Origin of the sequence: Corynebacterium amycolatum (assembly GCF_016889425.1) — a bacterium.
In the GTDB taxonomy this organism is placed as follows: domain Bacteria; phylum Actinomycetota; class Actinomycetes; order Mycobacteriales; family Mycobacteriaceae; genus Corynebacterium; species Corynebacterium amycolatum.
In genome coordinates, this window is sequence record NZ_CP069513.1 from 1,992,783 (window position 1) to 2,017,801 (window position 25,019).

Here is a 25,019-nt window from a genome sequence, read left to right on the forward strand (position 1 = left end):
AGTGCCTACGATGACCTTTTCCCCCTCCACCTTCACCCCACCGACTGATCAGCAGCTTCGTGCTTTTGTCGACTGTGCAGAGGAATTCGCCACCGCACTTAGGCGCCTTGAGTTTTCCAGCGAGTCACTGCGTCGAGTCCTAGGAGCCGAGGGGTTAGCCGCGCTGGACCGCGGTGAGCCCGGCGTTGTCGATGCTCTGCTTACCGAGACGGACGGCGTTTCTGCGGATACTGTGACCGCGTTGCGTCTTCTCATCCTGGGCGATTTCGCCGACGCAGAGCAGCTATTTGGAGCTGAGCTGACAGTCAAGTTGCTGGACAGCGGCATACTTGCCGGCACCGCCAGCAACGCACAGGTGTGTATCGATGTGCGCCCGGTCGAGATTGCGGGAGTCGACCGTATTATCTTTTCCGACCGCGACGCCTCTATGAACGATCACGTTCCTGGACCCGATCATGTCCTAGGCGTAGGGCGGGCTTCCCGCTCTCTCCTCGATATTTCGTCGACCTCGGCGGTGGAATCCGTACTCGATCTCGGTGCCGGTTGTGGCATCCAGAGCCTTGCCCAACCTGATGCAAAGTCGATTGTCGCGACAGACATTCACCCCCGCGCGCTGTTTTTTGCCCGCGCTACTTTCGCAGCTAATGGCTTCGACCAAGCGCAGGCTCTCGAAGGTTCGTGGTTTGAACCGGTTGCAGGCCAGAAGTTTGACCGCATTGTGGCCAACCCGCCGTTCGTCGTAGGACTGCCAAGTGTGGAACATGTTTACCGTGACTCAGGACTGAATCTGGACGGTGCCACCGAGCTTATGATCCGCGGTCTGGCCGACCATCTCACCGACGGCGGCACGGCGCATCTACTCGGCGCTTGGGCCCATATCGAGGGCGAGAGTTGGCAACAGCGCATCGCTTCTTGGCTCCCTGCTGAGGGCCTCGAGGTGTGGGTAACGCAACGGGATCTCGCTACGCCGGCGGAATACATTGGCACCTGGCTTCGAGACGAGTCCATCGACCCCCGCAGCCCAGAGGGGTGCGAGCGCTCTCGTGCCTGGCTGGAGCACTTTCGCAACAGCGGCGTGACAGGCATCGGGTTCGGCTACATCACAGTCCAACGCATCAACGGCCCGACTTCCGCCGTGTGCGAGGAAATGCCGCAGCCTTTGGCCGCTCCCTTCGCCGCCGAAGCCGAGGAGTATCTCGGCCGCGCCGAATGGCTTCGTGCACAAACTGCCGACACCATCCTCGAAGCTTCCTTTACCGTGCGCCCCGGTGTCGCCATCGAACGCGTTTCGCTTGCCGACGTCGAAAGCGGCCAGGGCTTCACTGAGTTCGATACGCGCCTCTCACGCACCGATGGCCCCGCCTGGACACACTCAATCGATGAGTCCGTGGCAACCATTCTGGGTGCGCTGCATCCCGAAGCTGCTCTGGGCTCAGTCATCGACATCATGGCAATGTTTGGAGCCTTCGATGAGGCCGACGTACCTGCCATCAAAGACGCCCTAGTTCCCATTGTCGTTGACCTGGTTCGCCATGGTCTGATTCTCCCCACCGAGCTCTTGGAGGATAAACAGTAAATGAAAGCCGTTCTCACCCGAGTTAAATCCGCGTCAGTCACTGTCGACGGTTCCGTTGTTGGGCACGTTGACGGAGGCGATACTGGTGCCATTTTGGCGCTCGTAGGCGTTGGCCGCGAGGACTCTGCTGATGCTTGGGAAACGATGGCCCGCAAGATCGCGGAGCTGCGCATCCTGGATGGCGAACTCAGCGCTGTCGATGCTGGCGCCCAGGTGCTCGTCGTTAGCCAATTCACGTTGATGGGGGCGACAAAGAAGGGACGGCGGCCGTCGTGGGTAGACGCGGCTCCGGGCCCAGAGGCCGAACCCGTCATTGAAAAAATTGTCGAGAACTTGCGCAATCGTGGCTTGACGGTCGAAACAGGACAATTTGGGGCAATGATGGAGGTGACATCAGTCAACGATGGCCCCTTTACAGTTCTTGTGGAATGCTAGTGACGGTAGTTTTTCTTAACATTATATTTGCATGGCAAAATTACCCTATTGACATTCATCACCTTTCACGGGAACATTTTCGTAACTCCGTGCGTTGTAGTTATTGAGTCCACTTAAAAATCCAGGAGGCAGATTCATGAAGAGTGCCGATATTCAAAATGACGAACTGGAAGGTCAGACAAGGGACAAGGGGCGCCGCACCGGCAATAACTCCAACCCGTCCGCCGATTTGGTTCGTGTGTATTTGAACGGCATCGGAAAGACTGCTCTTCTCAGCGCTGAAGAAGAGGTGGAACTTTCTAAGCGCATTGAAGCCGGTGTATACGCCGAGCATTTGCTGCAGACCGGCGCAAAAATGACCCGTGCAAAGAAGCGTGATGTCAAGATTTTGGCGAAGGAAGGTAAGGCCGCACGCGCCCACCTACTCGAAGCCAATCTCCGTCTTGTGGTCTCGCTGGCGAAGCGCTACACCAACCGCGGTATGCCGCTGCTGGATCTAATCCAGGAGGGCAACTTGGGCCTCATCCGCGCCATGGAAAAGTTCGATTACACCAAGGGCTTCAAGTTCTCCACATACGCAACGTGGTGGATTCGCCAGGCTATTACCCGCGGTATGGCTGATCAGTCGCGTACTATTCGCCTCCCTGTCCATTTGGTTGAGCAGGTCAACAAGATTTCTCGTATCAAGCGTGAGCTCTACCAGCAGCTCGGCCGTGAGGCTACGAATGAGGAATTGGCAGAGGAATCCGGCATTCCAGAAGCCAAGATTGAGATGCTGCTGCGTCAGTCCCGCGATCCGGTGAGCTTGGACATGCCAGTGGGCACTGACGAGGAAGCTCCCCTGGGAGACTTCATCGAGGACTCAGAGGCAACTGATGCTGAGGAAGCAGTTGTCGCTTCCCTGCGTCACCACGATGTCCGCAAGGTTCTGTCCACTCTCGAGATTCGAGAGCAGGAAGTTATTAAGCTCCGCTACGGTCTCGACGATGGCCTACCCCGCACGCTGGATCAGATTGGCCGCCACTTCGGCCTGTCTCGCGAGCGCGTCCGCCAGATTGAGCGGGAAGTTATGTCCAAGCTGCGCGAGGGAGACCGTGCTGACAAGCTGCGTGAGTACGCAAACTAACGCCACATGGCGGTGACATCGATAGGGTTCCCAATTTCAGCCCTGAGATAGAGCTGGACTGCAATGCCGACCCCCGTGCGGGAGTTTCATCCACACTGGCGGTCGGCGTTTTCGACTGCAAGTCGAACTTTCGACATCGCGTACGCTCCCTTACATCTCAGCAGCGCCCACCGAACCAAGCTTTTCGCTGCCTAATCAGCACCACAGCCACTGGATTTGCGAGCCCTAACATCTTTCTTACGCAAATGTGGTTATCCTAATACTTGAGTGAAAACTTTTAAGACTGCGTTATCGGAGGAAAACCGTGAGGGATTTGGTTGACACCACGGAAATGTACTTACGTACGATTTTCGAACTCGAAGAAGAGGGCATCATTCCTTTGCGTGCTCGCATTGCCGAACGCCTTGAGCAGTCGGGGCCGACCGTTAGCCAAACCGTTGCGCGCATGGAGCGCGATGGCCTTCTTGTAGTTGCCCCAGATCGCAGCTTGCAGCTTTCCGACGAGGGCCGCAGGCTGGCCACAGCTGTCATGCGTAAGCACCGCCTAGCTGAGCGCCTACTTACGGATGTCATTGGCCTCGAATGGGACAAGGTTCACGATGAAGCCTGCCGCTGGGAGCACGTAATGAGTGACGAGGTCGAGCGCAAACTTCTCGACGTGCTCGACTCTTACACACGCTCCCCATTCGGCAACCCGATCCCCGGTTTGGAAGACCTCGGTGGAACTCAGTCACCAAAGCCGTTAGAGAACGTTCGCCGGCTCTCCGACCTAAACCCCGGTGAGTACACGATTGAAATCGTCCAGATTAACGAAATCCTGCAGGTCGAGCAGAGCTACATGAAGCGTCTCCACAAGGCCGGAATTATGCCGGGTACTGAAGCACTTGCCGAGGTTGCCGCTGGCCGCGTGACTCTTGCCCGCGGTGATCATTCTCTCGACATTCCAGATACTCTGTCTCACGCGATCATGGTGATTACCAAATGAAACTCCTAGTCACTGGTGGTGCCGGCTACGTCGGTAGCGTTTGCTCGGCAGTATTGATTTCTCTTGGCCACGACGTCACCATTCTGGACAACTTCTCTGTTGGCAACCGTGATGCGGTACCGGAGGGCGCAACCCTAGTCGAAGGTGATGTGGCGGACAAGGCCTACGAGGTTCTGTCCTCCGACAGCTTCGACGGTGTCGTTCATTTCGCTGCGAAATCGCTTGTTGGCGAGTCCGTCGAAGTTCCTTCCGACTACTGGCACAACAATGTGGGCCAAACCCTGAAGCTACTCGACGCGATGCGTGATACCGGTACGAATAGCTTGGTGTTCTCTTCGACAGCCGCAACCTACGGTGAGCCAGAGAAGACACCAATTACCGAAGACATGCCAACCGCACCGACTAACCCTTACGGTGCCACTAAGCTGGCCATGGACTACGCCATCGCGTCTTACGCCAAGGCATACAACATCGGCGCTACCAGCTTGCGTTACTTCAATGTGGCGGGTGCCTGGGACGGTTTTGGCGAAAACCGTGAGGTAGAAACTCACCTCATTCCACTGGTACTCCAGGTTGCGCTTGGTCATCGCGACAAGATTATGGTCTTTGGCAATGACTGGCCGACTCCGGACGGCACCGCGGTTCGTGACTACATCCACATCAAAGACCTCGCGGATGCGCACGTATTGGCACTGGAGTCCAACGCGCCGGGTACGCACCGTATCTTTAACCTCGGTTCTGGCGACGGCTTTTCGGTTCGCCAGGTCATCGAGACCTGCCGTAAGGTCACCGGTCACCCGATTCCCGCTGAGGATGCACCGCGCAGAGCCGGTGATCCGGCAACTCTTATTGCCTCTTCCCAGCGTGCCATGGACGAGCTCGGATGGAAGCCCAATCACACGGAGCTGGAAACCATCGTCGCCGATGCATGGGAGTACACCAAGACCCTCGGCGACCGAGCCCACTCGGCGCACCGCTAGGTACGGCAGCACAGCTTGCAGGGTCGCTATTCAATTCGCGGCATTTTCACCTTGTATACCCTGCGCAGTACCTCTTGTGCTGCCCCAAGAATTGTGCCGACGCACCTCGGCACAATTTGATTGGCGACCGCAATTTCCAGCAACTGAGTCAGTGAATGATTCGGTTGCTCCCTCGCTGCCTCATCGAGGGCTGTTTGCGCATAGTTCTCCAGTCCAGCCGCGAACTTTGCGATGGCAAAACACGCTAAAGCGTTTGCACGCAGGCTGCCGCGGTGGACAATTGCGGCCTCGCGCCAGATTTCTCCCATTGCTTGCGCCAACTGCGTAGTGATGAAAATCATGGACATATCGCGCAAGGTAACGTTGGTCAGTGCTGCAGCAATGGCATATCCTGCGTTTTCATCGCGCACCGCCTCATGTGCTTCCATCACACCATCGGCCACGTTTTCGACGGCGGTTTTTAGCATGTCGAAGTGCTCAATGAGCGCGGGATTGTCCGAACCAATTTTGAGCTTCCTCGGCTGCTCAACGGCTATCGCTCGTTCCCGGAGGCGTTCAATCAGAGCCCTATCTTTACTGTCGCGGAATTGACCACCTCGAAAATAACTGCGGTACTCCTCATAGTTTTTGAAAATCTGTTCTCCCTGCCGAGAGATTAGATTTGCATTCTCGGTCATCAGACTGTCACCGACAATGCCGACAATCTCTCCCTGCTCGTCCGTGACAACTTCCCCCGCAGCAATAGTGGCAACGCCCGCCAAACGCACCTCATGCAGACCGCCTTCTCGCAGCCAGCCTGTAATAGGTGTCGAGTCCTTTTCAATCCCCCAGGATTCGTCGATGATAAACACATCTGCGTGAGTGCAGCCTTCATCGAGCAAGAAGTCCGCAGCTGCCCGCACCAAGTCAGGATTGCTCTCCATCGAGGCCACATCCTTGATCAGCATCGGGCCAGCATGCGCTGTCGGGTCAAACTCGACCTTGCCGTCGATGAAATCTTCGACCTGCTGACGGTACAACGCCGCAATCACTACCTGCCCCCGCGGATAGAATCCAACGATTCCTGGCAGGTTCGTCAGAAAGACACTCGGCTCAATTTCAGGCATCTTTCCTGCACCGAAATTCTTTTTGTTTCCCATTGATTCCTTACCCCTTTTCCCCCATTGGGATAGCTCGACAGCGGACAATCCTCTCGCCATCTGGTGGCTCTCATTGTTATCGAATCCGCAACAGCCTTGCTTGTGCGCGACCGGAAGAATCGGCGCATCTGTGGACTACTTTCGACTTGTGGATAACTGGAATATTTTCTGCGGTATCCTGGTTGCTTACTTCAAATGACGAAAAATGTGATGCAGGAGGTAGTCGTACGTGAGTGATCCGACCGACAAGCCTCAGGGCAATATGTACGAGGTAGTTTTCCCGGTTCCTGACGTAACGGGAAGCGAGGGGCATCTGACCCTGGTCATTGCGCTTAGCGGTTATGCGGATGCCGGTAATGCAGTCTCGGAATCAGCTAGTTTCCTCTTGGATGCTCTCGAGCACCGTCCATTGGTGAACTTTTCTATCGACGAGCTGATTGATTATCGTTCCCGCCGTCCCGCTGTGACGATGAACCGCGACCAGATCGTGGATGTATCCGATTTGAACCTGTCGCTCAATGTGGTTCGCGACAACGTCGGCAAGCCGTTCTTACTGCTGTCTGGCCCCGAGCCAGACATGCGGTGGGAGGCTTTCTCGACTGCGGTCGCAGATTTGGCTAAGCGCTACGATGTCGGTCGGACCGTGTCACTGTACTCGGCGCCGATGACGGTTCCGCACACCCGACCGCTGGGCATCATCGCCCATGGCACAGATAAGCGGAAACTCAGTGATATGCATACCTGGGGCAACCGCGTCACGGTTCCGGGTGCTGCGAGCCTGAACATTGAGTACGAGCTTGCAAGCCGCGGTTGTGATGCCTTTGGTTTCACCGCGCAGGTACCACACTATGTCGCGGCCTCTGAGTATCCGCTGGCATCACTGCGGCTGTTGCAGGAGGTAGCAAAGCTAGCCAAGCTCAAGCTCCCGCTTGAGGCGTTGGAGAAGGAATCCGCGCGGGTGGCGGAGCTGCTCAATACGCAGACGAATGATTCCGGCGAGGTCTCTCAGCTGGTCAATCTTCTCGAGGAACAGTACGACCAGGAAGTTCAACGTCGTCAAGAGCTGGAGACGTCTCCCCTGCTTGGGCCTAACGGCGAGATGCCTTCGGCCGACGAGATTGGCGCTGAGTTCGAGAAGTTTCTCGCTTCCCAACCGCTGCGTCCAGTAGAGGACTCTTCCTCGCTTGACACCGAGGCGGAAACCCCGGCCAACGCGGATTCCTCGGCAACTACATCAGAGGACGCTGACGCACAGTCGGAAGAACCCGAGTCGACCTCGGCGGATGATAAGTCTGCGGAGTTTTCTGCAGACGAAACTGCCGAACAGCCTGAGTCTGAACAGCCCCGGGAAGAGCAGCCTCGGGAAGAGCAGGCAGAAAGCGAAGAATCCGGTGAACCGGAAAAGCCTCGTCGTCGGCGTGGCTGGAAGCCCTGGTTCCGCTTCTAATCCGGGGTTACCGCTAGGGTGGGAAGCGTGTCACTATCTGAAATGCTTCCCAACCTAGCTGAGGTTCCTGAGTCCCTTTTCGACGATGCGATTATGGACTCATTCATTGCCTGGACCAGGGACCAGGGCATCACGCTCTACCCGGCGCAGGAAGAGGCCGCTATCGGTTTGGCTGGTGGCGACCATGTCATCCTTGCCACTCCAACGGGGTCGGGCAAGTCGATGGTAGCTATAGCCGCCCATTTCTGCGCGCTTGCCCGTGGTCAGCGCAGCTTTTACACAGCGCCTATTAAGGCCTTGGTCAGCGAGAAGTTTTTTGCCCTCTGCGAGGTCTTTGGCGCTGAAAATGTCGGTATGATGACCGGCGATGCCACCGTCAACGGCGGCGCCCCCATCATCTGCGCAACTGCGGAAATTGTCGCCAATATCGCCCTGCGCGACGGGGCCGACGCCGATATTGACCAGGTGGTAATGGATGAATTCCACTTCTATGCGGATCCCGACCGCGGCTGGGCATGGCAGGTGCCACTGCTCGAGCTTTCCCGTTGCCAATTCTTGTTGATGTCCGCCACTCTCGGCGATACTCAAAAGTTTGAGACGGATCTGAAGGAACGCACGGGCCTCGACGTCAACCTCGTTACAGGTACGACGCGCCCGGTGCCGTTGGATTTCCACTATGTCTACACGCCAGTTCATGACACGCTGGCGGAGTTGCTGAAATCCGGAAAAGCCCCAATCTACATCGTCTTTTTCTCCCAGCGCCAAGCAGCTGAACAGGCTCAAGCACTGACCGGTCTGAAGCTGCTGACGAAGGAGGAAAAGGAGCGGATTCGCGAGGAGATTGGCGATTTCCGGTTTACCACGGCCTTTGGTCGAGTTCTTTCCAAGTTGGTGCGCCAGGGCATTGGCGTCCACCATGCGGGAATGCTGCCGAAGTACCGTCGTTTGGTTGAGCGTCTCTCTCAGACTGGTCTGCTGAAGGTTATCTGTGGCACGGATACCCTCGGCGTCGGCATCAACGTGCCTATTCGTACGGTGCTAATTACCGGTTTGGCCAAATTCGATGGCCGCCGTAGCCGTATTCTCAAGTCACGCGAGTTCCACCAGATTGCTGGACGCGCCGGCCGTGCTGGCTACGACACCGAGGGCACCGTAGTTGTCGAAGCACCTGAACACGAAATCGAAAATGCCAAGCTGCGTCGCCGTGCCGGCCAGGATGAGGCCAAACTGAAGAAGTTGCGGCTGAAGTCCGTTCCCAAGGGCGAAGTGACATGGTCGGAGAAGACCTTCGACAAAATCGTTTCTCAGCCACCAGAGCCGCTGACCAGTCGCTTTGCAGTTACCAACGGTATGTTGCTCAACGTCATTGCACGTGGGGGCGATACCTACGAACACATGCGTCATCTGCTGCGCACCAATCACGACACCCGCCACCAGCAAAACGAGGCTATTCTGACCGCAATTGAGCTCTACCGCGGTTTGGTCAACGCGGGAATCGTCGTCACGCATGGCGAGGGCGATGACTGCCGCCCCGAGCTGACAATGGAGCTGCAGCGTGACTTCGCGCTCAACCAACCACTGTCGCCTTTCGCCATCGCCGCGCTCGAACTGCTGGATAAGGACAGCCCGAACTACGCACTCGATGTCATCAGTGTGTTTGAGTCAATTCTGGAAGACCCTCGCCCGCTGCTCATCGCGCAGCAGAAAAAGGCACGCGGTGAAGAAATTGCCGCGCTCAAGGCCGAAGGCGTTGATTACACCGAACGTATGAACATCGTCGAAGACATCACATGGCCGATGCCGCTTGCCGACAAGCTGGAGGGCGCATTCGACACCTATGCCCAAGGTCACCCGTGGGTGCGTGAGTTTTCGCTGTCGCCCAAATCTGTGGTGCGCGAGATGGTGGAAAAGGCCATGACTTTTTCGGATGTGGTATCTGAGTACGGAATCGCCCGCTCCGAAGGTATTTTCTTGCGCTACCTCACCGATGCCTGGCGCACTTTGCGACACACTCTCCCACCGGAAGCTGCTAACGAGGAGCTCCGGGACATTGTGGAATGGCTCGGCGAGCTCGTTGTGCAGGTGGATAACTCCCTGGTAGATGAATGGGCGCAGATGGCCGATCCGGACAAGCCATTGGACGAAGAAACTCTCAAGGAAGCGGCTTTTGGCACCGACGAGTCGCGGCCTCTTACCGGCAATGAGCGTGCATTTACCCGTATGGTGCGCAATCTCATGTTCCGCCACGTGCAGCTCTTTGCCTTTGAAAAGGAGGAGGAGCTGGCCGACCTGGACAACTACCTCGACGACGCACCAGATTGGCCTGCCGCGATGGATGACTACTTCGATGAATACGATGACCTAGGCATCGATGCTAAGGCTCGCGGCGGCGATATGATTTCGATTGACCGCAAGGCTGGTGAGGGCCTATGGCATGTGATCCAGATACTCGATGATCCTGAGGGTGACCACGGTTGGCGCTTTGAAGCGAACGTTGACTTGGCTGCATCTGATGAATGCGGCGAAGTCAGGTTGGCATCACTGCGAATTATTCAGGGATAAACGCTAAACCGGGCTGGAACTGCCAGCCCGGTTTGGCTTACTTCGTACGCTACTGCAACATGCGCCAAGAGAGCTTTAGGCAATAGCGTCTATGTATGCCTGCCGTACCAGTTCGGCAATTCGATTGAACTCGCCGCCGCGTACCGATGATGCCCGGTGAACCAGCCCAATGGTGCGTCCCGGCCGTGCCGGACCCTCGAATCGCGCAACAGCCAGACCGGGACGGTCCGCCTCAATCTTGACAGCCGATTCCGGCACAAGCGACTGCCCCAACCCACCGGCAACACACTGCACGACGGTCGATAGAGAAGCCGCCCGTGTTTCCAAGCCGGAGGTCTCGCCGTGAACAGCATCGACCTTGCGACAGATATCCAACACCTGGTCACGCAGGCAATGACCGTCGTCAAGTAGGAGCAAGTCCAAGTCCCTGATTGCCTCAAGCTTTACGTCTTCCTTACCTGCCAGCGGATGATCGTCTGGCACGACGATGTAGAACTCTTCGTCGTAGAGGTAAATTTCTTCAAAGGAAGGCACATCGGACGGCAGTGCCATGATGGCTGCATCAATGGTGCCGGAACGAAGTGATTCGATGAGGCGCTCGGTCGGCTCCTCGACGATCCTAGGCCTTAGATCTGGCAGCTCGTCACGAACTAACTGGAGGAAGTTGGGCAGCACGTATGGAGCAACCGTAGGGATAACACCAATGGATAGTGGTCCGGACAAATCATCTGTACGGCCAGATGCGCGAGCAACAATCTCGTCAACAATTTCAGATGCTTGGCGTGCATAAGGAATCAGACCGCGACCGAGTGGCGTCACCAGCACTCGGCGAGTCGAACGCTCTACAAGCTGCACCCCCAGTCCCTGCTCAAGGGTGGAAAGCGCTTGTGACAGGCTGGGCTGTGAAATGCCGAGACGGGCAGCGGCTTGACCGAAGTGACCGGTATCGGCAATCGCGACAAAGGCACGTAACTGAGGCAAAGTGGGCCGATAATCTCTATTACGCATACCTATAAGCTTACACGAGCTTATTAACTTTTTCCTCTTGACGGTTTGGGAATCCATAGGCATAATGGCGTGTGACCCCAGAAGGAATACATTCAGGAGGATTCCATGGCAATTTTGACTGTTGGCGACAAGTTCCCCGAGTTTTCTCTAACCGCTCTCAAGGGCGGCAACCTGCGTGATGCAAACGCTTCTTCTCCGGATGACTACTTCGAGCAGGTAACCAATGAGTCCTACGAGGGTAAGTGGAAAGTCGTCTTCTTCTACCCGAAGGACTTCACCTTTGTCTGCCCGACGGAGATTGCTGCATTCGGCAAGCTGAACGAGGAATTCGAAGACCGCGACACCGTTATTCTCGGTGGCTCTGGCGACAACGAGTTCTCCCACTTCAACTGGCGTGCAACCCACGAGGAACTACTGGACATCCCGTTCCCGATGTTCTCCGACATCCGCCACGACCTGATGCGTGCACTCGGCGTCGAGAACGCTGACGGTGTTGCAGATCGCGCAACCTTCATCATTGACCCGGACGGCATCATTCAGTTCGTCTCCGTTACCCCGGACGCTGTCGGTCGTAACGTTGACGAGGTTCTGCGTGTTCTCGACGCTCTTCAGTCTGAAGAGGTCTGCGCATGTAACTGGCAGAAGAATGACCCGACCAAGAACATCGACAAGATGGATGTTCTGAAGCAGGAGCTGAAGTAACTCATATGAGCATCGATAACCTTCGTTCCGGCCTACCGGAGTACGCCAAGGACATGAAGCTGAACCTTGGCACTCTCACCCGTTCTACGGAACTCTCCGAGCAGCAGCTGTGGGGTACCCTGCTTGCATCTGCTGCTGCCACCCGCAACGAGACCGTCTTCTCCGAGATTGCTGAGGAAGCCAAGGAGCACCTGTCTGACGAGGCTTTCGAGTCTGCGCTTGGTGCGGCTACCGTTATGGGCATGAACAACGTCGCTTACCGCACTCGCCACATGCTCGGTGATGACTACGCACAGGTCAAGTTCGGTCTGCGCATGAACATCATCTCCAATCCGGGTGCCGAGAAGGAAGACTTCGAGCTGTGGTCTCTGGCAGTTTCTGCCATCAACGGCTGTGAAGCATGCGTGACCTCCCACGCAAAGGTCGTCCGCGATGCTGGTCTGACCAAGGAGCAGGTCTGGGAAGCTGTGAAGATTGCAGGCACCGTCTCTGGTATTGCACAGGCTGTCTTCGCTGAGGCTACCCGCTAAATATTAGGAGGATACGTTCGGCTTTGATAGTCGAACGCTCCCCCGCAGGATTTCCTGCTGATCAAATAGCGCCCAAGGAACCAATTTGTACCGGTTCCTTGGGCGCTTTTTCTTATTCGTTTCGGCTACTGCTGCGGAGGGTAATAGCCCGGATTTTCCTGCGCTTCATTAATAACTCGACGGCCACCGATGAGCTGGCGGTAGATGTGCACCTGAACCAGCATAGCCAGCGGCATTGTGTACAAGATGCCAATATAGAAGAGCATCGCACCTGCGGAAGAAACAATCGACGTCAGTATGAATGCAACAAGCATCGTCCAATATTGGGGCTTTACCAGGCGCCAAGCGACAACCGGCGCCTCAAGCGCAGTTGCTCGACCATCGAAAACAAGTAGTGGCATAGTCGCTGTAATTGGCATGATGAAAATCGACGTCAACAACAAAACCAAGTAGCCCAGTGGAATCATCGCCGCGGCAGCTTCACTGCCATTGGCGGACAGGGATACTCCAGCGATGAAGAGCACCATCCCCGGCAGCATGGCGAGCAGTCCCACCAGGAACGTGACAATGTAGACACCGATAAGAGATCCCCACCTGTTTACACGGAAGAAAGTACCGTAGTTCGGCACTCTCCCATCGACAGCTTCGAATGCACCGCGCAGCATAAATGCCTGCATCGCGAACATGCCCACGGCAAATAGGAGTGCCATCGCGCCGACAGTCGCGAACATTGACCCTAGATCCTCAAACGGAACATCGCCTGGATAGTTCGGCTCAAATTCCGGATCGAAGTCACCAGAGGCAAAGAGAATTGCCGCTGCGCCAACAATCAGGGCGACTAGTACGGCGAAGAACGTCAGCATGACGCCAAGCCAAGAAGCAAAATTGCTATTTAGACTACGAAACGCTGCGGAAAAGGCACTTCCAATGTCGACCTTCGTCGGCCCTTGTGCCACAGGCTTCACCGGTGGCTCATTGCCACCTGGCATGTTGACTCCGGGAGCAAGTGCACCGGCTGCAGGATTCCCCCCTGCCGGTTGCTGCCAGTAGCTTGATCCCGCACCATAGGGCTGGCCACCATAGTTCTCGCTTGGCTCGCCAGTTCCGTAGGACGGAATATCGCCATAGGCCTGTTCCCTACCGTGAGCCTGATTCCACTGTGGCGAATCCTCTGGTCCACGCGAGCCATGTTGTGCGTCCGAATCGACCCCGTAAGGGTTGTAGTCCTGCGAACCATTGTTGGGAAAACCGTGGCTCTGGGAGTCATAGTTACTGGACTCATTGTCCCGGCTGCCGTCACCGTAAGGATCGTTGTTGCTGTATGGATTGTTTGGGGTATTCATGAAGCAGACTGCTCCTGCCAAATTGACGGATACATACAAATAATGCGCACAACGGACTATACGTGAGACAAGCCCTTGATGAGATTTTAATGGGCCAAAGTATAAGTCACGTTGTGCGCATTAATGTATTTAATTGGACGTTCTTACACGAGCTCCACCGAAGCGACTCCCTCGAATTCGTTCAATGAATCACCAACACCCAACGCGCTACCACGCACGATGATGTCATACTTGCCCGGCGCGACTCCTCCGGTCTCCCAAGAGACCTTGGCGGTGGTATAAATACCGTCCTTGGCAAATTCAATGACAGTTGCCTGGTCCCAGTCGTCGGAAACAATCTCACCGCGGTCATTCTTGATAAGTAGGTAGCCGTCTTCCAGTCGCAAGTCGTTATTCGGATTTGCCGCGACGAATTGGGCAACGGCTTTCTGCCCTACCGTGACGCTTGCCGTGGATTCAAGCACGTCACCAAAATTCTTGCCCATTGGAGCGGAATCGATAACCTTTCCTCCTGCTGGCGACGGCGGGATGATGCCAGTGAGATCGCCTGCCGCACGGCCTGGCTCGACCGCAATGCCGTCGGCAAGCGCGTGAGCGAGATTGTGATAAATGGAAATCATCGCACTGAGCGTGTACTTGCCGAAAGCCGTTGCGCCGCCCTCGTAGTCCTGCTGATCGTATTCCTCTGGGGTAGCGACGTAGTGGCCATAGCTGTTGGTGTAGCCCTGGCAGATGACAGTATCGATTGGAACACCGAGGACTTCAGCGACGTGCTGACGCATGCGGTAGCCCGACATTGTGGTGGGTTCAAGGCCATTGGTGATCAAGGTGAAGCCACCGATGCGGGTGATGGAGAACATGTGGGTCTGCTGGAGAAGACCATCGATGTAGCCGACTGGCAGCAGGCACTCTTTGTTGCCCTGAATCTCCCCGATGTTTTTCGGGAGTACGACGTTATTGAGCTGGTGCACCCACGGCGTACCGCCGCGCTCGCCTTCGTTGAACCCGAGGGCTGGTTCTCCACCGCCATCCTCCTGGCTACTGGCTGCGAAGGCCGCACCGAGGATTGCAGGTCCAGTGCGGTGCGGCTGGCCGTCGGGCGTGAATTGGCCGTCGATGTCGACATCGCCAAGGTTGACCCACTTGTGGACAGTGGAGATACCGCCTCCTGGCAGTGCAATGGTCTGTCCCTGGGTAGCGTCAATCTGACGCTGACCGAGAATGCGGGCGGACTCTGCTTCGTCTCCGTTGCCTGGGCCCGAATTTGGCACGAGCCCCATGTTCGGGCTGATGTCACCCGGGCACGACATGGTAAATGCGGCGACAAAGGGGGCATCGGCCGGCTCACGGTGGGTAACCCCGCGGTCGACCTCGACCTTCCATGCTGCGTAGCCCTTGTTGTCGCCGTCGATGATGGTGTGCTCGGGACCGAAGGTGGTCGGATGAATTCCATACCAGTTAATGAATCCGACTTCGCGGCCACCGCGACTCACGTGCAGTGTATGGCTTTCCGGGTTGACTCCGTCGGGGAAGCGACGCAGCTCTTCTTCAGGGTTACGCTTAAATGCCTGCAGGGAGCGGTTGACACCCGCATCCTTGGCAATCCCCTTGGTCAGGTGGATAGTCGACGGCTGGTAATCAGCGTGTGCACGTTCAATAGCCTTGACCACACCGACGACTACAGCTTCGAAAGTGACGGGACGGAATCCGAGGGTAGTCAGGTCAACCATGAGATGGCCCGACGTACCTCCCGGCGCAACATGCGTGTGAGATGCGCAGATAAGCACGTTGCCCTCATGGTAGAGGTCTCCGAAAAGAGCTCGGAGACGCCGCAGAACTTCCATCTGGATGGACTGGAACATGAGCCCCATGTCTGCGGTGACGTGGACGACACGGTTGTCGTTGTCATCGCCGAAGATGAATGCACGCGCCATCTGGCGAAGACGCAGACCCGAGGTGATCTGATCCATGACCGCATACCCGTTCATGCCAGCGCCGAGTGGCTCGCCTGTCATATCGGCCATTCCTCGACCGACATTCAAATTGGTGGTCGAATTCCCCGCGGCGGCAGAAGCCCCGTTTGCAGGAGCGGCGTTTGCCTTAGGTGCACCACTTACGGCAGGCATCATACTCGCAGCTGACACGGCAGTTGCTCCGACGAGGAAGCCTCGCCTGCCCACTTGGTACGGGGCGCGTGCGGTTGGTTCTGCCGAATTCGACGATGATGCCATCTGGGGATCGAGCATGTCACATCCTCTTCATATTTCTTTTTGAATATCAATATGCTGGACTTTAATCAGACAATCCCCTACGCGTGGCCTAATTCACCAAAGTTTCCAAAATCCCCCCGCGACAGCAGTAACCGATACGACATTCGCAAGGCGGTATCACTACCATGGGCACAGTAGAATTTCGCAATATTTAGCGCGCTCCCCGCAGACACAACTTCAGAAAGGGCACCATGGGTCAGGCTGTCGGTTTTAACCGCGAGAAGTACATCGAAATGCAATCCGCTCATATTAAGAAGCGGCGCGCAGACATCGCAGGTGAAGGCGGCAAGCTCTACCTCGAAATGGGCGGCAAGCTATTTGATGATATGCATGCCTCGCGTGTTCTCCCAGGCTTCACACCTGACAATAAAATCGCTATGCTCGATCGCCTCAAGGACGATCTGGAAATCATGGTGTGCATCAATGCCAAGGATTTGGAGCGCCACAAGGTCCGCGCTGACCTCGACATCACTTACGAAGACGATGTGCTGCGTCTCGTCGATGTTTTTCGTGAACGCGGGTTTGTTGTCGGCAGCGTCGTCGTCACACAGCTTTCCGACGACAACACCCTGGCAAAGAACTTCATTGAGCGCCTGCAGCGACTCGGATTGAGCGTAATCCGCCATCGCAATATCGAGGGCTACCCAACAAACACCGAGAAAATTGTCAGTGAAGCCGGCTTCGGACTGAATGAATGGGCGCAAACGACGCGGGACTTGGTCGTTGTCACAGCGCCGGGCCCGGGCTCCGGAAAGCTGGCGACCTGTCTATCGCAGATTTACCACGACCACAAACACGGGATTCGTTCCGGTTACGCAAAGTTTGAGACCTTCCCTATCTGGAACCTGGCGCTCGAACACCCGGTAAATCTGGCCTACGAGGCGGCAACGGCTGATCTCGATGACATCAATCTCATCGACCCTTTTCATTTGGCCGCCTATGACACCAAGGTCACCAGCTATAACCGCGATGTCGAGGTCTTCCCACTGCTGCGCACCCTGCTGGAGAAGCTCGCGGGCGAGTCGCCGTACAAGTCACCGACCGACATGGGCGTCAATATGGCCGGTTACTGTATCGACGATGACGAAGTGTGCCGAGAGGCATCCAACCAAGAAATCGTTCGCCGTTACTACAAGGCTCTTGTCGACGAACACAAGAACAGCGCAGACGACGAAGTTTCGCAGCGCATTGCCATGATTATGAGCAAGGCCAACGTGTCGACAGCTGCCCGCCGAGTCGTCGCACCAGCACTTGAAGTTGAGAAATCTACCGGGGCGCCGGGCAGTGCAATCGAATTGCACGATGGCACAATCATCACGGGCAAGACCTCTGAGCTGCTCGGATGCTCAGCAGCAATGCTGCTCAACGCTCTCAAGAAGCTCGCCAATATCGACCCGGACTTACACTTGCTCTCCCCTGCTGCTATCGAGCCAATTCAAACGCTTAAGACGCATCACCTGGGCAGCCGCAACCCCCGCTTGCATACCGACGAGGTCCTTATCGCCCTTTCCGTGTCGGCGGCCACCAGCGACGACGCCCGCGCAGCCCTCGCCGAGCTGAAGAACCTTCGAAACTGCGATGTCCACACCACCACTATTCTCGGCAGCGTGGACGAAACAATTTTCCGCAACCTCGGTGTCCTAGTTACTTCCGAGCCCAAGTACCAGAAAAAGGCACTCTATCAGAAGCACTAAACCAGACCACCAGCTCACGTCGAAAATAGGATAACTGGGAGAGCAGACTAGAATAGTCCCCGTGAGCATCAGCAAGATTCTTCTGTACTACCAGTTCGCCCCGCTGTCCGATCCGCGTGCCATTATGCTGTGGCAGCGCGATCTTTGCGAATCGTTAGGGCTTAAAGGTCGCATTCTGGTGTCCGAGCACGGCATCAACGGCACCGTCGGAGGTGATCTCGATGCCTGTAAGAAGTACATCAAGAAAACCAAGCAGTACCCCGCTTTTCACTCCATGCAGTTCAAGTGGAGCGAAGGCGGCGCTGATGACTTTCCGAAACTCTCCGTCAAGGTTCGCGACGAAATCGTCGCTTTCGGTGCTCCGGGCGAGCTTAAAGTCGATACCGAAGGTGTCATTGGCGGCGGCACACATTTGAAGCCAGAAGAGGTCAATAAACTGGTCGAAGAACGCGGCGACGATGTCATCTTCTTCGATGGCCGCAACGCAATGGAAGCCGAGATTGGCAAGTTTAAAAACGCCGTCGTCCCGGACGTAAAGACCACGCACGACTTCATCGACGAACTGGAATCCGGCAAGTACGACTGGATGAAGGACAAGCCGATTATTTCCTACTGCACCGGCGGCATCCGCTGCGAGATCCTCTCCGCGCTTATGAAGAACCGCGGGTTCGAAGAGGTCTACCAAATCGACGGCGGTATTGTCCGCTACGGCGAAAAGTTTGGCAATAAGGGGCTGTGGGAAGGCTCTCTCTATGTCTTCGACAAGCGCATGCATATGGAGTTTGGCGATGGCATCGAAGATGAGGACTACGTACAGCTCGGACACTGCGTCCACTGCGGCAAGCCCACAAACACCTTCCAAAACTGCATCAACGAAGACACCTGCCGTCGACAGGTGCTTATCTGCGATGACTGCTGGGAGGATACCGAGACACAGCACTGTGGGCGCGAGGACTGCAAGGAAGTTGCCGAAGAGCTAGCAGCCGCAAAGTAGGACGCTTCCTGCTGCCATCGGACCATCTTGAGCGTCTCCAATCAGCACAGATGTGGGTTGTCTACCAAGACACGGCTAATCTAGTAGGCAACCATGACTACTCCTAGCCGTTCTGATAAACCAGCTCCACGTGTCCAGTCGGGAAACCACCACTCCCGCCATCGCAATTCCGCCAGGCCGCAGCGCTCTGACAAGCCTGCTAAGGACACGCGTAAAAAGGAGCTCTACCAGCTCGCTGATCAATTACCTATTCGGGAGGCCCAGTCCTTCCGACGTCGGCTAAAGCGAGCATCCGCGCCGAAGGCGCTGTCTGCAATCTCTGCAGACCTCGACTTTGCGCTGGAGCGGTTAGAAGATCGTCGTAATGCGATTCCTCGCATCACCTACCCGGCGCAGTTGCCGGTGTCCGCCCGCCGCGACGATATTGCAGAGGCGATTGAGAACAATCAGGTCGTCATTATTGCTGGTGAGACTGGCTCTGGTAAAACTACCCAAATCCCGAAGATATGCCTAGAACTGGGACGCGGGGTGCGGGGCAAGATTGGCCATACGCAGCCACGTCGTATTGCGGCGCGTTCGGTGGCGGAGCGAATTGCCCATGAGCTGGGCGAGAAGATTGGACAGCACGTCGGTTATGCGGTGCGTTTTGATGACCGCGTGGGCAAGGATACCTGCATTAAACTGATGACCGACGGTATCCTGCTGGCCGAAATTGGCCGCGACCGACTGTTGCGTGAGTACGACACCATCATCATCGATGAGGCGCACGAACGCAGCCTCAACATCGACTTCCTGCTGGGATATTTAAAGCATATTCTGCCGCAGCGCCCAGATCTGAAGATCATTATCACTTCGGCGACGATTGATCCGGAACGGTTCGCCCGTCATTTCGCGCCTGACGACGAGCACACTGCGCCCATCATCGAGGTGTCAGGGCGCACCTACCCGGTGGAAATCCGCTATCGCCCTCTGGTGCGGACTGTTGTTGCGAAAAATGGGCAAGAAAAGGAAGTCGCCATCGAGCAGATCGATGGTGTTATCGCTGCGTGCGAGGAGCTCATGCGGCTTGGCGACGGCGATATCCTGGTGTTCTTTTCGGGTGAGCGCGAGATCCGAGAAGCAGCCGAAGCCATCGAGGGCAGGCGCTGGAAGGGTGTAGAAGCCGTTCCACTGTTCGGTCGGCTATCTAATGCAGAGCAGCACCGAATCTTCACCCCGCACTCCGGGCGCCGCATTGTGCTGGCGACCAATATCGCGGAGACGTCGCTGACGGTGCCGGGTATTGAGTACGTCGTCGATACTGGTACCGCACGCATTTCCCGGTACTCCACCCGCACGAAGGTGCAGCGCCTGCCAGTCGAGGACATCAGCCAGGCATCCGCGAATCAGCGCTCTGGACGCTGTGGTCGTGTAGCTGATGGCGTGGCGATTCGTCTCTACAGCGAGGAGGAATTTCTCTCTCGCCCCGAGTTTACGGATCCGGAGATTCTGCGCACCAATCTCGCTTCGGTTGTACTGCAAATGATTTCGTTGCGGCTTGGCGCGATTGAGGCCTTCCCCTTTGTCCAGCCACCAGAGCACAAGGCAGTGCGCGATGGCATTAACCTGCTCACAGAGCTTCAGGCTATTACCACCACGTCGGCGTCTGGGAGAGGCCGTGAATCTGACTCCGGCGCCAGTGCCGACGCCCCCGAGCTGACGGACATCGGCCGACAGATTGCCCGTATACCTGTCGACCCGCGCCTTGCCCGCATGCTGGTCGAAGGGTACGAAAACACCACTCTTGGGGCTGTGACCGTCATTGTCGCCGCGTTGTCTTTGCAGGATGTTCGCGAACGTCCGCTGGAGTTCCAAGCTCAGGCAGATCAGCTACATGCCCGTTTTAAGGACACCACCAGCGACTTCAACTCCCTGCTGAAGCTCTGGGAATACCTGGAGGAAAAGCGCCGCGAGCTTAGCGGTAACCAGTTCCGCAAGATGTGCAAACGCGAGTACCTCCACTATCTGCGCGTTCGCGAGTGGCAGGACTTGGTGCGTCAGCTCCACCAGGCAACGGCTGAGCTGGGCTGGAGTCTTTCGGCCCGCAGCTTAACCAGCGGTGTCGACGATCCCGACGAGGTGGCAAAGTCGCTGTTACCGGGTCTGTTATCGATGATTGGTACGCGCGAGGGCGAGGGCAAGGAATTTACTGGCACCCGAAACACGAAGTTCCTCATTCACCCCTCGTCCGCGCTGGCGAAGAAGCCACCCCGCTGGGTGATGGCTGCGGAGATCGTCGAGACTTCTCGAACTTTCGCTCGAAACGTTGGCACCATTCAGCCTCAATGGGTCGAAAAGGTGGCTCCTCACCTGCTGAAACATCAGTACTCGGAACCGCACTGGTCGGCTAAACGCGGTGCGGCTATGGCTTACCAGAAGTCGACGCTCTACGGCGTGCCCGTAGTCGTTGACCGACTGGTGCCTTATCACCGTGTTGATGCGGATGCCGCACGCTCTATGTTCATCCGCTGCGCACTTGTCGACGGCGAGTGGAACACTCATCATGAGTTCTTCAAGAACAACCAAGACAAGCTGGCCGAAGCTGCGAAGATCGAGGAAAAGCAGCGGTCCCGCGGGATTGTCGTCGACGACGATGTTCTTTACGCGTTCTACGACTCCAAGTTGCCTGCTTCCATTACCACTGCAGCCAATTTTGACCGCTGGTGGAAAAAGACCAAACCCAAGCAGCCGAATCTCCTCGATTTCGATCCGAACAAGCTGCTCAATCCGGATGCCGGCGATATCGATGACAATGCCTTCCCCGAAATGTGGCAGCAGGGCTCCGTCGATTTCTCGCTGTCCTATAAGTTCGAACCGGGAGCTCCTGATGACGGCGTAACCCTTCGCGTCCCGGTTCCTCTCCTGGCGGGTCTGCGTGAAGATGGCTTCGACTGGCAGGTTCCCGGTCTGCGCGCCGAGCTCGCAGAAGCCTATATTCGCACTCTCCCGAAGGCTCTGCGTAAGTCAGTTGTCCCCGCGCCGGATTTCGCACGCCGCGCGCTGGAGACAATGACGCCGTATTCAGGGCGCTTCGTTGATGTTTTCGCCGATGCTTTACGACGGCTCGGAGGCTCCGGCATCAATGGAGCCGATTTTGACCCGTCCAAGCTGCCAGCGCACCTGCGCTTTAACTATGCGGTTATCGACCGACACGGCAATATTGTCGATCAGAGCCGTGATCTCGCCCCCTTGCGCGCTAAGCACGCGGCAACTGTCTCGACTGCCGTTTCGAAGCGTGCAAAGTCTGCAGCCCACGAAGCCGTGAAAAAATGGACTTCGGACAATCTCGGCACTGTGGCAGAGACAGTCAAAAGTACTGTCGACGGTCAATCGGTCACCATGTATCCGACGCTTGTGACCACTAAGGATGGCGTGGCCGTCGAAGTCAAACCAACTAAGGCCCAGGCCGAGGCCACATTGGCAACTACCAACCTGACTATGTTGTTGCGCGAATGCCCCGTCAACGCTGCACAAATGACTAAGGGACTTCCACTTCAGCAACGCGTTGGTGTGGATGCGTGGCCGCATGGCGGCGCAGATGGACTCGTCGAAGACTGCCGCGTCGCAGTAATCCGCGATTGCATGATAGCTGCTGGTGGCCCGGTACGATCCCCCGAAGAATTCAACAAGCTACTTGAACAGGTTCGCTCCGGTGTCGCCTCGGAGGTACGCCAGTTGGTTGTCGGCATTGCACAGGCCATGCCGGCCTATGTCTCGGTGACTAATCAGCTGGATAAGTGGGAAGGCGATGCTATTGACGATATGCGTCGCCAGCTGGAGTTCATGTTCCCCAAGGGAGCGGTGGCCAAGCACGGATGGCAGCACCTGCGTCATTTGCCACGCTATCTACAAGCGATGGAGATTCGCCTTGAGGAAATGAACCGCGATCCCGGCCGTGATGCGGACCGTGAAGATGAGGTTACTGAGGCTCGTGAATATTTAGCTGCGAAACTCGAGCGGCTGCCCAAGGGGCGAGCGCATTCTGCGGAAGTTCGGGATATTCAGTGGCTTATCGAAGAGCTACGCGTCAGCCTCTTTGCCCAGCGTTTGGGAACAGCCCACAGTGTTTCCCTGACCCGAATAAAAAAACGTGTGGATAAGCTGCGCTAAGGCATCTCCGCTTCCTTGCCATGCGCCTGTGGTTTCTTTCCTTTGCGCATGCTGGAGATTTCCTGGATGAAGTCATCCGCCGAAGAAAATGACTTGTAGACGGAAGCGAACCGGAGGTAACCCACCTCATCCAATTCTTTCAATGGTTCAAGGATGGCGAGACCGATATCATTTGAGTCCACCCGAGGCGTGCCTTTCTCGCGGAGGCTCTCCTCCACTTTTTGTGCAAGCTTCTTCAGCTGAGACTCTGATACTTCACGCCCCTGGCACGCACGTCGAACACCCTGGATAACCTTTTCACGGTTGAACTCCTCAGGGATTCCATCCCGTTTAACAACCATCAGCTGCGAGCGTTCAATCGTAGAAAAACGTTTACCGCAATTCAGGCATTCTCTCCGGCGACGAATCCCCATACCGTTATCTATTAACCGTGAGTCCAAGACTCGTGTCTGATCATGGTGACAAAACTGGCAATACACAGCCTCCAGTCTACGTCCAACCCCAACGCCGGAAACCGGAATGATTATTGCGCGGAGTAGGAAGCGTACGTAGACGTAAAGGTGCTTTCGACTGTCTCACTTTCCCCTTGTTCAAAGACCACGCTGCCGAAAACTCCGAAGAAAACACCAAGCCCTAGAGCCCATACCGCCATCAAACGAGTCAGGTTAGTGCCTGAGGATACATCACTACGATTGGACTGCTGCGCCCTGCTAACAGGTAGAGACGGGCGCCCGTAGTTGACCGAGACATGACTAGGCCGCGACCTGTCCCTCCGCATTCGCGCCGATGAAGCCCCATCGCGATTGCGCTGTGCAATACGTGCACGCTGACCGGGCCGAACGATGTGCTGCGTGCAAGACGCACTACGTTCACCCCACACCAACGGGGCTTTCCGTGTCGTCCGAGCAGAGGGCTCGGAAACTTGAGAAAAGTCAATATCAGATGCGCTGCTAACACCTAGTGCGGTTGAAACCGTAGACATCATGTTTTCTCCCTTTCCAACGTTGACTCTCCCACCGTTGCCGGCCTGGAGAGAATAAGAGTTGTACGACCGTTTCCCGACGCTCTGGAGACTATGTCCAAGGGCGGATGCAGAGAATCCGTCTAGACCTTTTCATCAAACGACTGTTCGAGTAACTTGTCATGTTCGATTTATAACACCATGTTCGAACGTTGTCTACTGCTATCCGGTTTTATTTTCGATTTTCGGAACCGCCACGGCCTCCGAGCACGGATTACGCAGACTTTTTCCAAAGAATCCAAGGACGTGCGGTGTTCGATGCTCGACGATTCGAACAGTTTTGAGCTATCATTCATTCGAAAGAGTTTGAGAAGGGATGTTCCATGGCTCAAAAGAAGAAAGCGAACCCTAAAACACTCACCGATCGGCAGCGTCGCATTCTTGATGTCATTTCGGATGCCGTCGTACTTCGCGGATACCCACCGAGCATTCGAGAAATTGGAGATGCCGTGGGCTTGAATTCCACCTCGTCGGTGGCATACCAACTCAAGGAGTTGGAAAAGAAGGGCTTTCTCCGCCGCGACCCACACAAACCCCGTGCGGTAAACGTAAGGGATTCGAAATCCTCAGCTGGCACTTTCACTCCGGTAAAGCCTGGGCCAAAGGCCACTGGCAGCACCCAAACTCCCGAGATACCAGAGGACATGCCAGAGCCAATCTTCGTTCCTATCGTTGGACAGATTGCGGCTGGCAACCCCATTTTGGCGGAACAGCATGTGGAAAGTCATATGGCACTTCCGATGGAGATTACGGGCTCTGGTCAGCTGTACCTACTCAAGGTCGTGGGTGATTCCATGGTTGACGCAGGCATTCTCGACGGAGACTGGGTGGTAGTCCGTTCCCAAGACGTGGTCGAACAGGGCGACTTTGTTGCAGCCCTGTTTGAAGATGAAGCAACAGTCAAGGAATGGCACGAAGACGCTGCTGGCAAGTGGCTAATGCCCCATAATCGCGCATTTGACCCGCTCCCCGCAGAGCACGCCAAGATCCTCGGCAAGATTGTCAGCGTCCTACGCAGTCTCTAATTTCCCACATTTTCGTTGCCCGAAACAGACACA

18 protein-coding genes are annotated in these 25,019 nt (G+C 56.2%); 13 read left to right on the forward strand and 5 right to left on the reverse strand.

Annotation, left to right across the window (positions count from 1 at the left end; all coding sequences use genetic code 11):
* The first annotated feature begins 10 nt into the window (after positions 1–10).
* From I6J19_RS08755 to galE, 5 genes are all read left to right on the forward strand, one after another.
* Complete coding sequence (locus I6J19_RS08755; RefSeq protein ID WP_187402579.1) at positions 11–1,576, forward strand: DUF7782 domain-containing protein; 1,566 nt, start codon at positions 11–13, stop codon at positions 1,574–1,576.
* Positions 1,577–2,011 carry a D-aminoacyl-tRNA deacylase gene (gene dtd, locus I6J19_RS08760; protein ID WP_038628816.1) on the forward strand — a complete coding sequence of 145 codons (435 nt, stop codon included), beginning with the start codon at positions 1,577–1,579 and terminating at the stop codon, positions 2,009–2,011.
* 136 nt (positions 2,012–2,147) lie between these two features.
* Positions 2,148–3,137, forward strand: a complete 990-nt coding sequence (locus I6J19_RS08765; protein WP_038628815.1) for a sigma-70 family RNA polymerase sigma factor — start codon at positions 2,148–2,150, stop codon at positions 3,135–3,137.
* Positions 3,138–3,441: 304 nt separating this feature from the next.
* Positions 3,442–4,122 carry an iron-dependent transcriptional repressor DtxR gene (locus I6J19_RS08770; protein WP_038628813.1) on the forward strand — a complete coding sequence of 227 codons (681 nt, stop codon included), beginning with the start codon at positions 3,442–3,444 and terminating at the stop codon, positions 4,120–4,122.
* Positions 4,119–5,102 (forward strand): UDP-glucose 4-epimerase GalE, encoded by a 984-nt coding sequence (galE, locus tag I6J19_RS08775; protein WP_038628810.1) that lies wholly within the window; start codon positions 4,119–4,121, stop codon positions 5,100–5,102. Before I6J19_RS08770 ends, galE begins: the two co-directional genes overlap by 4 nt.
* Positions 5,103–5,128: 26 nt before the next feature.
* Here the strand turns inward: galE and I6J19_RS08780 are convergent, their stop codons facing one another.
* A complete protein-coding gene (locus tag I6J19_RS08780) occupies positions 5,129–6,241 on the reverse strand; it encodes a DUF4192 domain-containing protein (protein ID WP_038628808.1) in 1,113 nt (370 codons plus the stop codon).
* Positions 6,242–6,470: 229 nt separating this feature from the next.
* Here I6J19_RS08780 and I6J19_RS08785 point away from each other — a divergent pair, with 229 nt between their 5' ends.
* Entirely contained in the window at positions 6,471–7,688 is a 1,218-nt protein-coding gene (locus I6J19_RS08785) for a PAC2 family protein (RefSeq protein WP_038628806.1), read from the forward strand.
* A gap of 42 nt (positions 7,689–7,730) precedes the next feature.
* Positions 7,731–10,250: a DEAD/DEAH box helicase gene (locus I6J19_RS08790; protein ID WP_141737500.1), complete on the forward strand. Its 2,520-nt coding sequence runs from the start codon at positions 7,731–7,733 to the stop codon at positions 10,248–10,250.
* A 75-nt stretch (positions 10,251–10,325) separates the two neighbouring features.
* Here the strand turns inward: I6J19_RS08790 and I6J19_RS08795 are convergent, their stop codons facing one another.
* Positions 10,326–11,258 carry a hydrogen peroxide-inducible genes activator gene (locus I6J19_RS08795; RefSeq protein ID WP_038628799.1) on the reverse strand — a complete coding sequence of 311 codons (933 nt, stop codon included), beginning with the start codon at positions 11,256–11,258 and terminating at the stop codon, positions 10,326–10,328.
* A 105-nt stretch (positions 11,259–11,363) separates the two neighbouring features.
* Here I6J19_RS08795 and I6J19_RS08800 point away from each other — a divergent pair, with 105 nt between their 5' ends.
* Positions 11,364–11,960, forward strand: a complete 597-nt coding sequence (locus tag I6J19_RS08800) for a peroxiredoxin (RefSeq protein WP_016422637.1) — start codon at positions 11,364–11,366, stop codon at positions 11,958–11,960.
* Positions 11,961–11,965: 5 nt separating this feature from the next.
* A complete protein-coding gene (ahpD, locus tag I6J19_RS08805) occupies positions 11,966–12,490 on the forward strand; it encodes an alkylhydroperoxidase, AhpD family (protein ID WP_038628796.1) in 525 nt (174 codons plus the stop codon).
* Positions 12,491–12,615: 125 nt separating this feature from the next.
* Here ahpD and I6J19_RS08810 read toward each other — a convergent pair whose 3' ends face one another.
* Entirely contained in the window at positions 12,616–13,833 is a 1,218-nt protein-coding gene (locus I6J19_RS08810; RefSeq protein WP_038628793.1) for an MFS transporter, read from the reverse strand.
* 143 nt (positions 13,834–13,976) lie between these two features.
* Positions 13,977–16,079, reverse strand: coding sequence for a neutral/alkaline non-lysosomal ceramidase N-terminal domain-containing protein (locus I6J19_RS08815; protein WP_038628790.1), 2,103 nt, complete (start codon positions 16,077–16,079; stop codon positions 13,977–13,979).
* Between the two features lie 215 nt (positions 16,080–16,294).
* Between I6J19_RS08815 and I6J19_RS08820 the strand changes: the two genes are divergently transcribed.
* From I6J19_RS08820 to hrpA, 3 genes are all read left to right on the forward strand, one after another.
* A complete protein-coding gene (locus tag I6J19_RS08820; RefSeq protein ID WP_038628787.1) occupies positions 16,295–17,797 on the forward strand; it encodes a DUF1846 domain-containing protein in 1,503 nt (500 codons plus the stop codon).
* Between the two features lie 61 nt (positions 17,798–17,858).
* Positions 17,859–18,791: an oxygen-dependent tRNA uridine(34) hydroxylase TrhO gene (gene trhO, locus I6J19_RS08825; protein WP_038628784.1), complete on the forward strand. Its 933-nt coding sequence runs from the start codon at positions 17,859–17,861 to the stop codon at positions 18,789–18,791.
* A 93-nt stretch (positions 18,792–18,884) separates the two neighbouring features.
* Positions 18,885–22,940 carry an ATP-dependent RNA helicase HrpA gene (gene hrpA, locus I6J19_RS08830; protein ID WP_038628782.1) on the forward strand — a complete coding sequence of 1,352 codons (4,056 nt, stop codon included), beginning with the start codon at positions 18,885–18,887 and terminating at the stop codon, positions 22,938–22,940.
* On the opposite strand, the gene nrdR is transcribed toward hrpA, so the two are convergent.
* On the reverse strand, positions 22,937–23,419 hold the full coding sequence (gene nrdR / locus I6J19_RS08835; protein WP_038628780.1) for a transcriptional regulator NrdR: 483 nt from the start codon (positions 23,417–23,419) through the stop codon (positions 22,937–22,939). The two genes, hrpA and nrdR, sit on opposite strands and share 4 nt — an antisense overlap.
* Positions 23,420–24,284: 865 nt before the next feature.
* On the opposite strand from nrdR, the gene lexA reads away from it, so the two are divergent.
* Positions 24,285–24,986, forward strand: coding sequence for a transcriptional repressor LexA (gene lexA, locus I6J19_RS08840; RefSeq protein ID WP_038628778.1), 702 nt, complete (start codon positions 24,285–24,287; stop codon positions 24,984–24,986).
* Positions 24,987–25,019: the final 33 nt, after the last annotated feature.

Coding starts and splice junctions, on each gene's coding strand:
- I6J19_RS08755 (WP_187402579.1), top strand. CDS start 11: ATGACCTTTTCCCCCTCCACCTTCACCCCACCGACTGATCAGCAGCTT.
- dtd (WP_038628816.1), top strand. CDS start 1,577: ATGAAAGCCGTTCTCACCCGAGTTAAATCCGCGTCAGTCACTGTCGAC.
- I6J19_RS08765 (WP_038628815.1), top strand. CDS start 2,148: ATGAAGAGTGCCGATATTCAAAATGACGAACTGGAAGGTCAGACAAGG.
- galE (WP_038628810.1), top strand. CDS start 4,119: ATGAAACTCCTAGTCACTGGTGGTGCCGGCTACGTCGGTAGCGTTTGC.
- I6J19_RS08780 (WP_038628808.1), bottom strand. CDS start 6,241: ATGGGAAACAAAAAGAATTTCGGTGCAGGAAAGATGCCTGAAATTGAG.
- I6J19_RS08790 (WP_141737500.1), top strand. CDS start 7,731: ATGCTTCCCAACCTAGCTGAGGTTCCTGAGTCCCTTTTCGACGATGCG.
- I6J19_RS08795 (WP_038628799.1), bottom strand. CDS start 11,258: ATGCGTAATAGAGATTATCGGCCCACTTTGCCTCAGTTACGTGCCTTT.
- I6J19_RS08800 (WP_016422637.1), top strand. CDS start 11,364: ATGGCAATTTTGACTGTTGGCGACAAGTTCCCCGAGTTTTCTCTAACC.
- ahpD (WP_038628796.1), top strand. CDS start 11,966: ATGAGCATCGATAACCTTCGTTCCGGCCTACCGGAGTACGCCAAGGAC.
- I6J19_RS08810 (WP_038628793.1), bottom strand. CDS start 13,833: ATGAATACCCCAAACAATCCATACAGCAACAACGATCCTTACGGTGAC.
- I6J19_RS08815 (WP_038628790.1), bottom strand. CDS start 16,079: ATGCTCGATCCCCAGATGGCATCATCGTCGAATTCGGCAGAACCAACC.
- I6J19_RS08820 (WP_038628787.1), top strand. CDS start 16,295: ATGGGTCAGGCTGTCGGTTTTAACCGCGAGAAGTACATCGAAATGCAA.
- hrpA (WP_038628782.1), top strand. CDS start 18,885: ATGACTACTCCTAGCCGTTCTGATAAACCAGCTCCACGTGTCCAGTCG.
- lexA (WP_038628778.1), top strand. CDS start 24,285: ATGGCTCAAAAGAAGAAAGCGAACCCTAAAACACTCACCGATCGGCAG.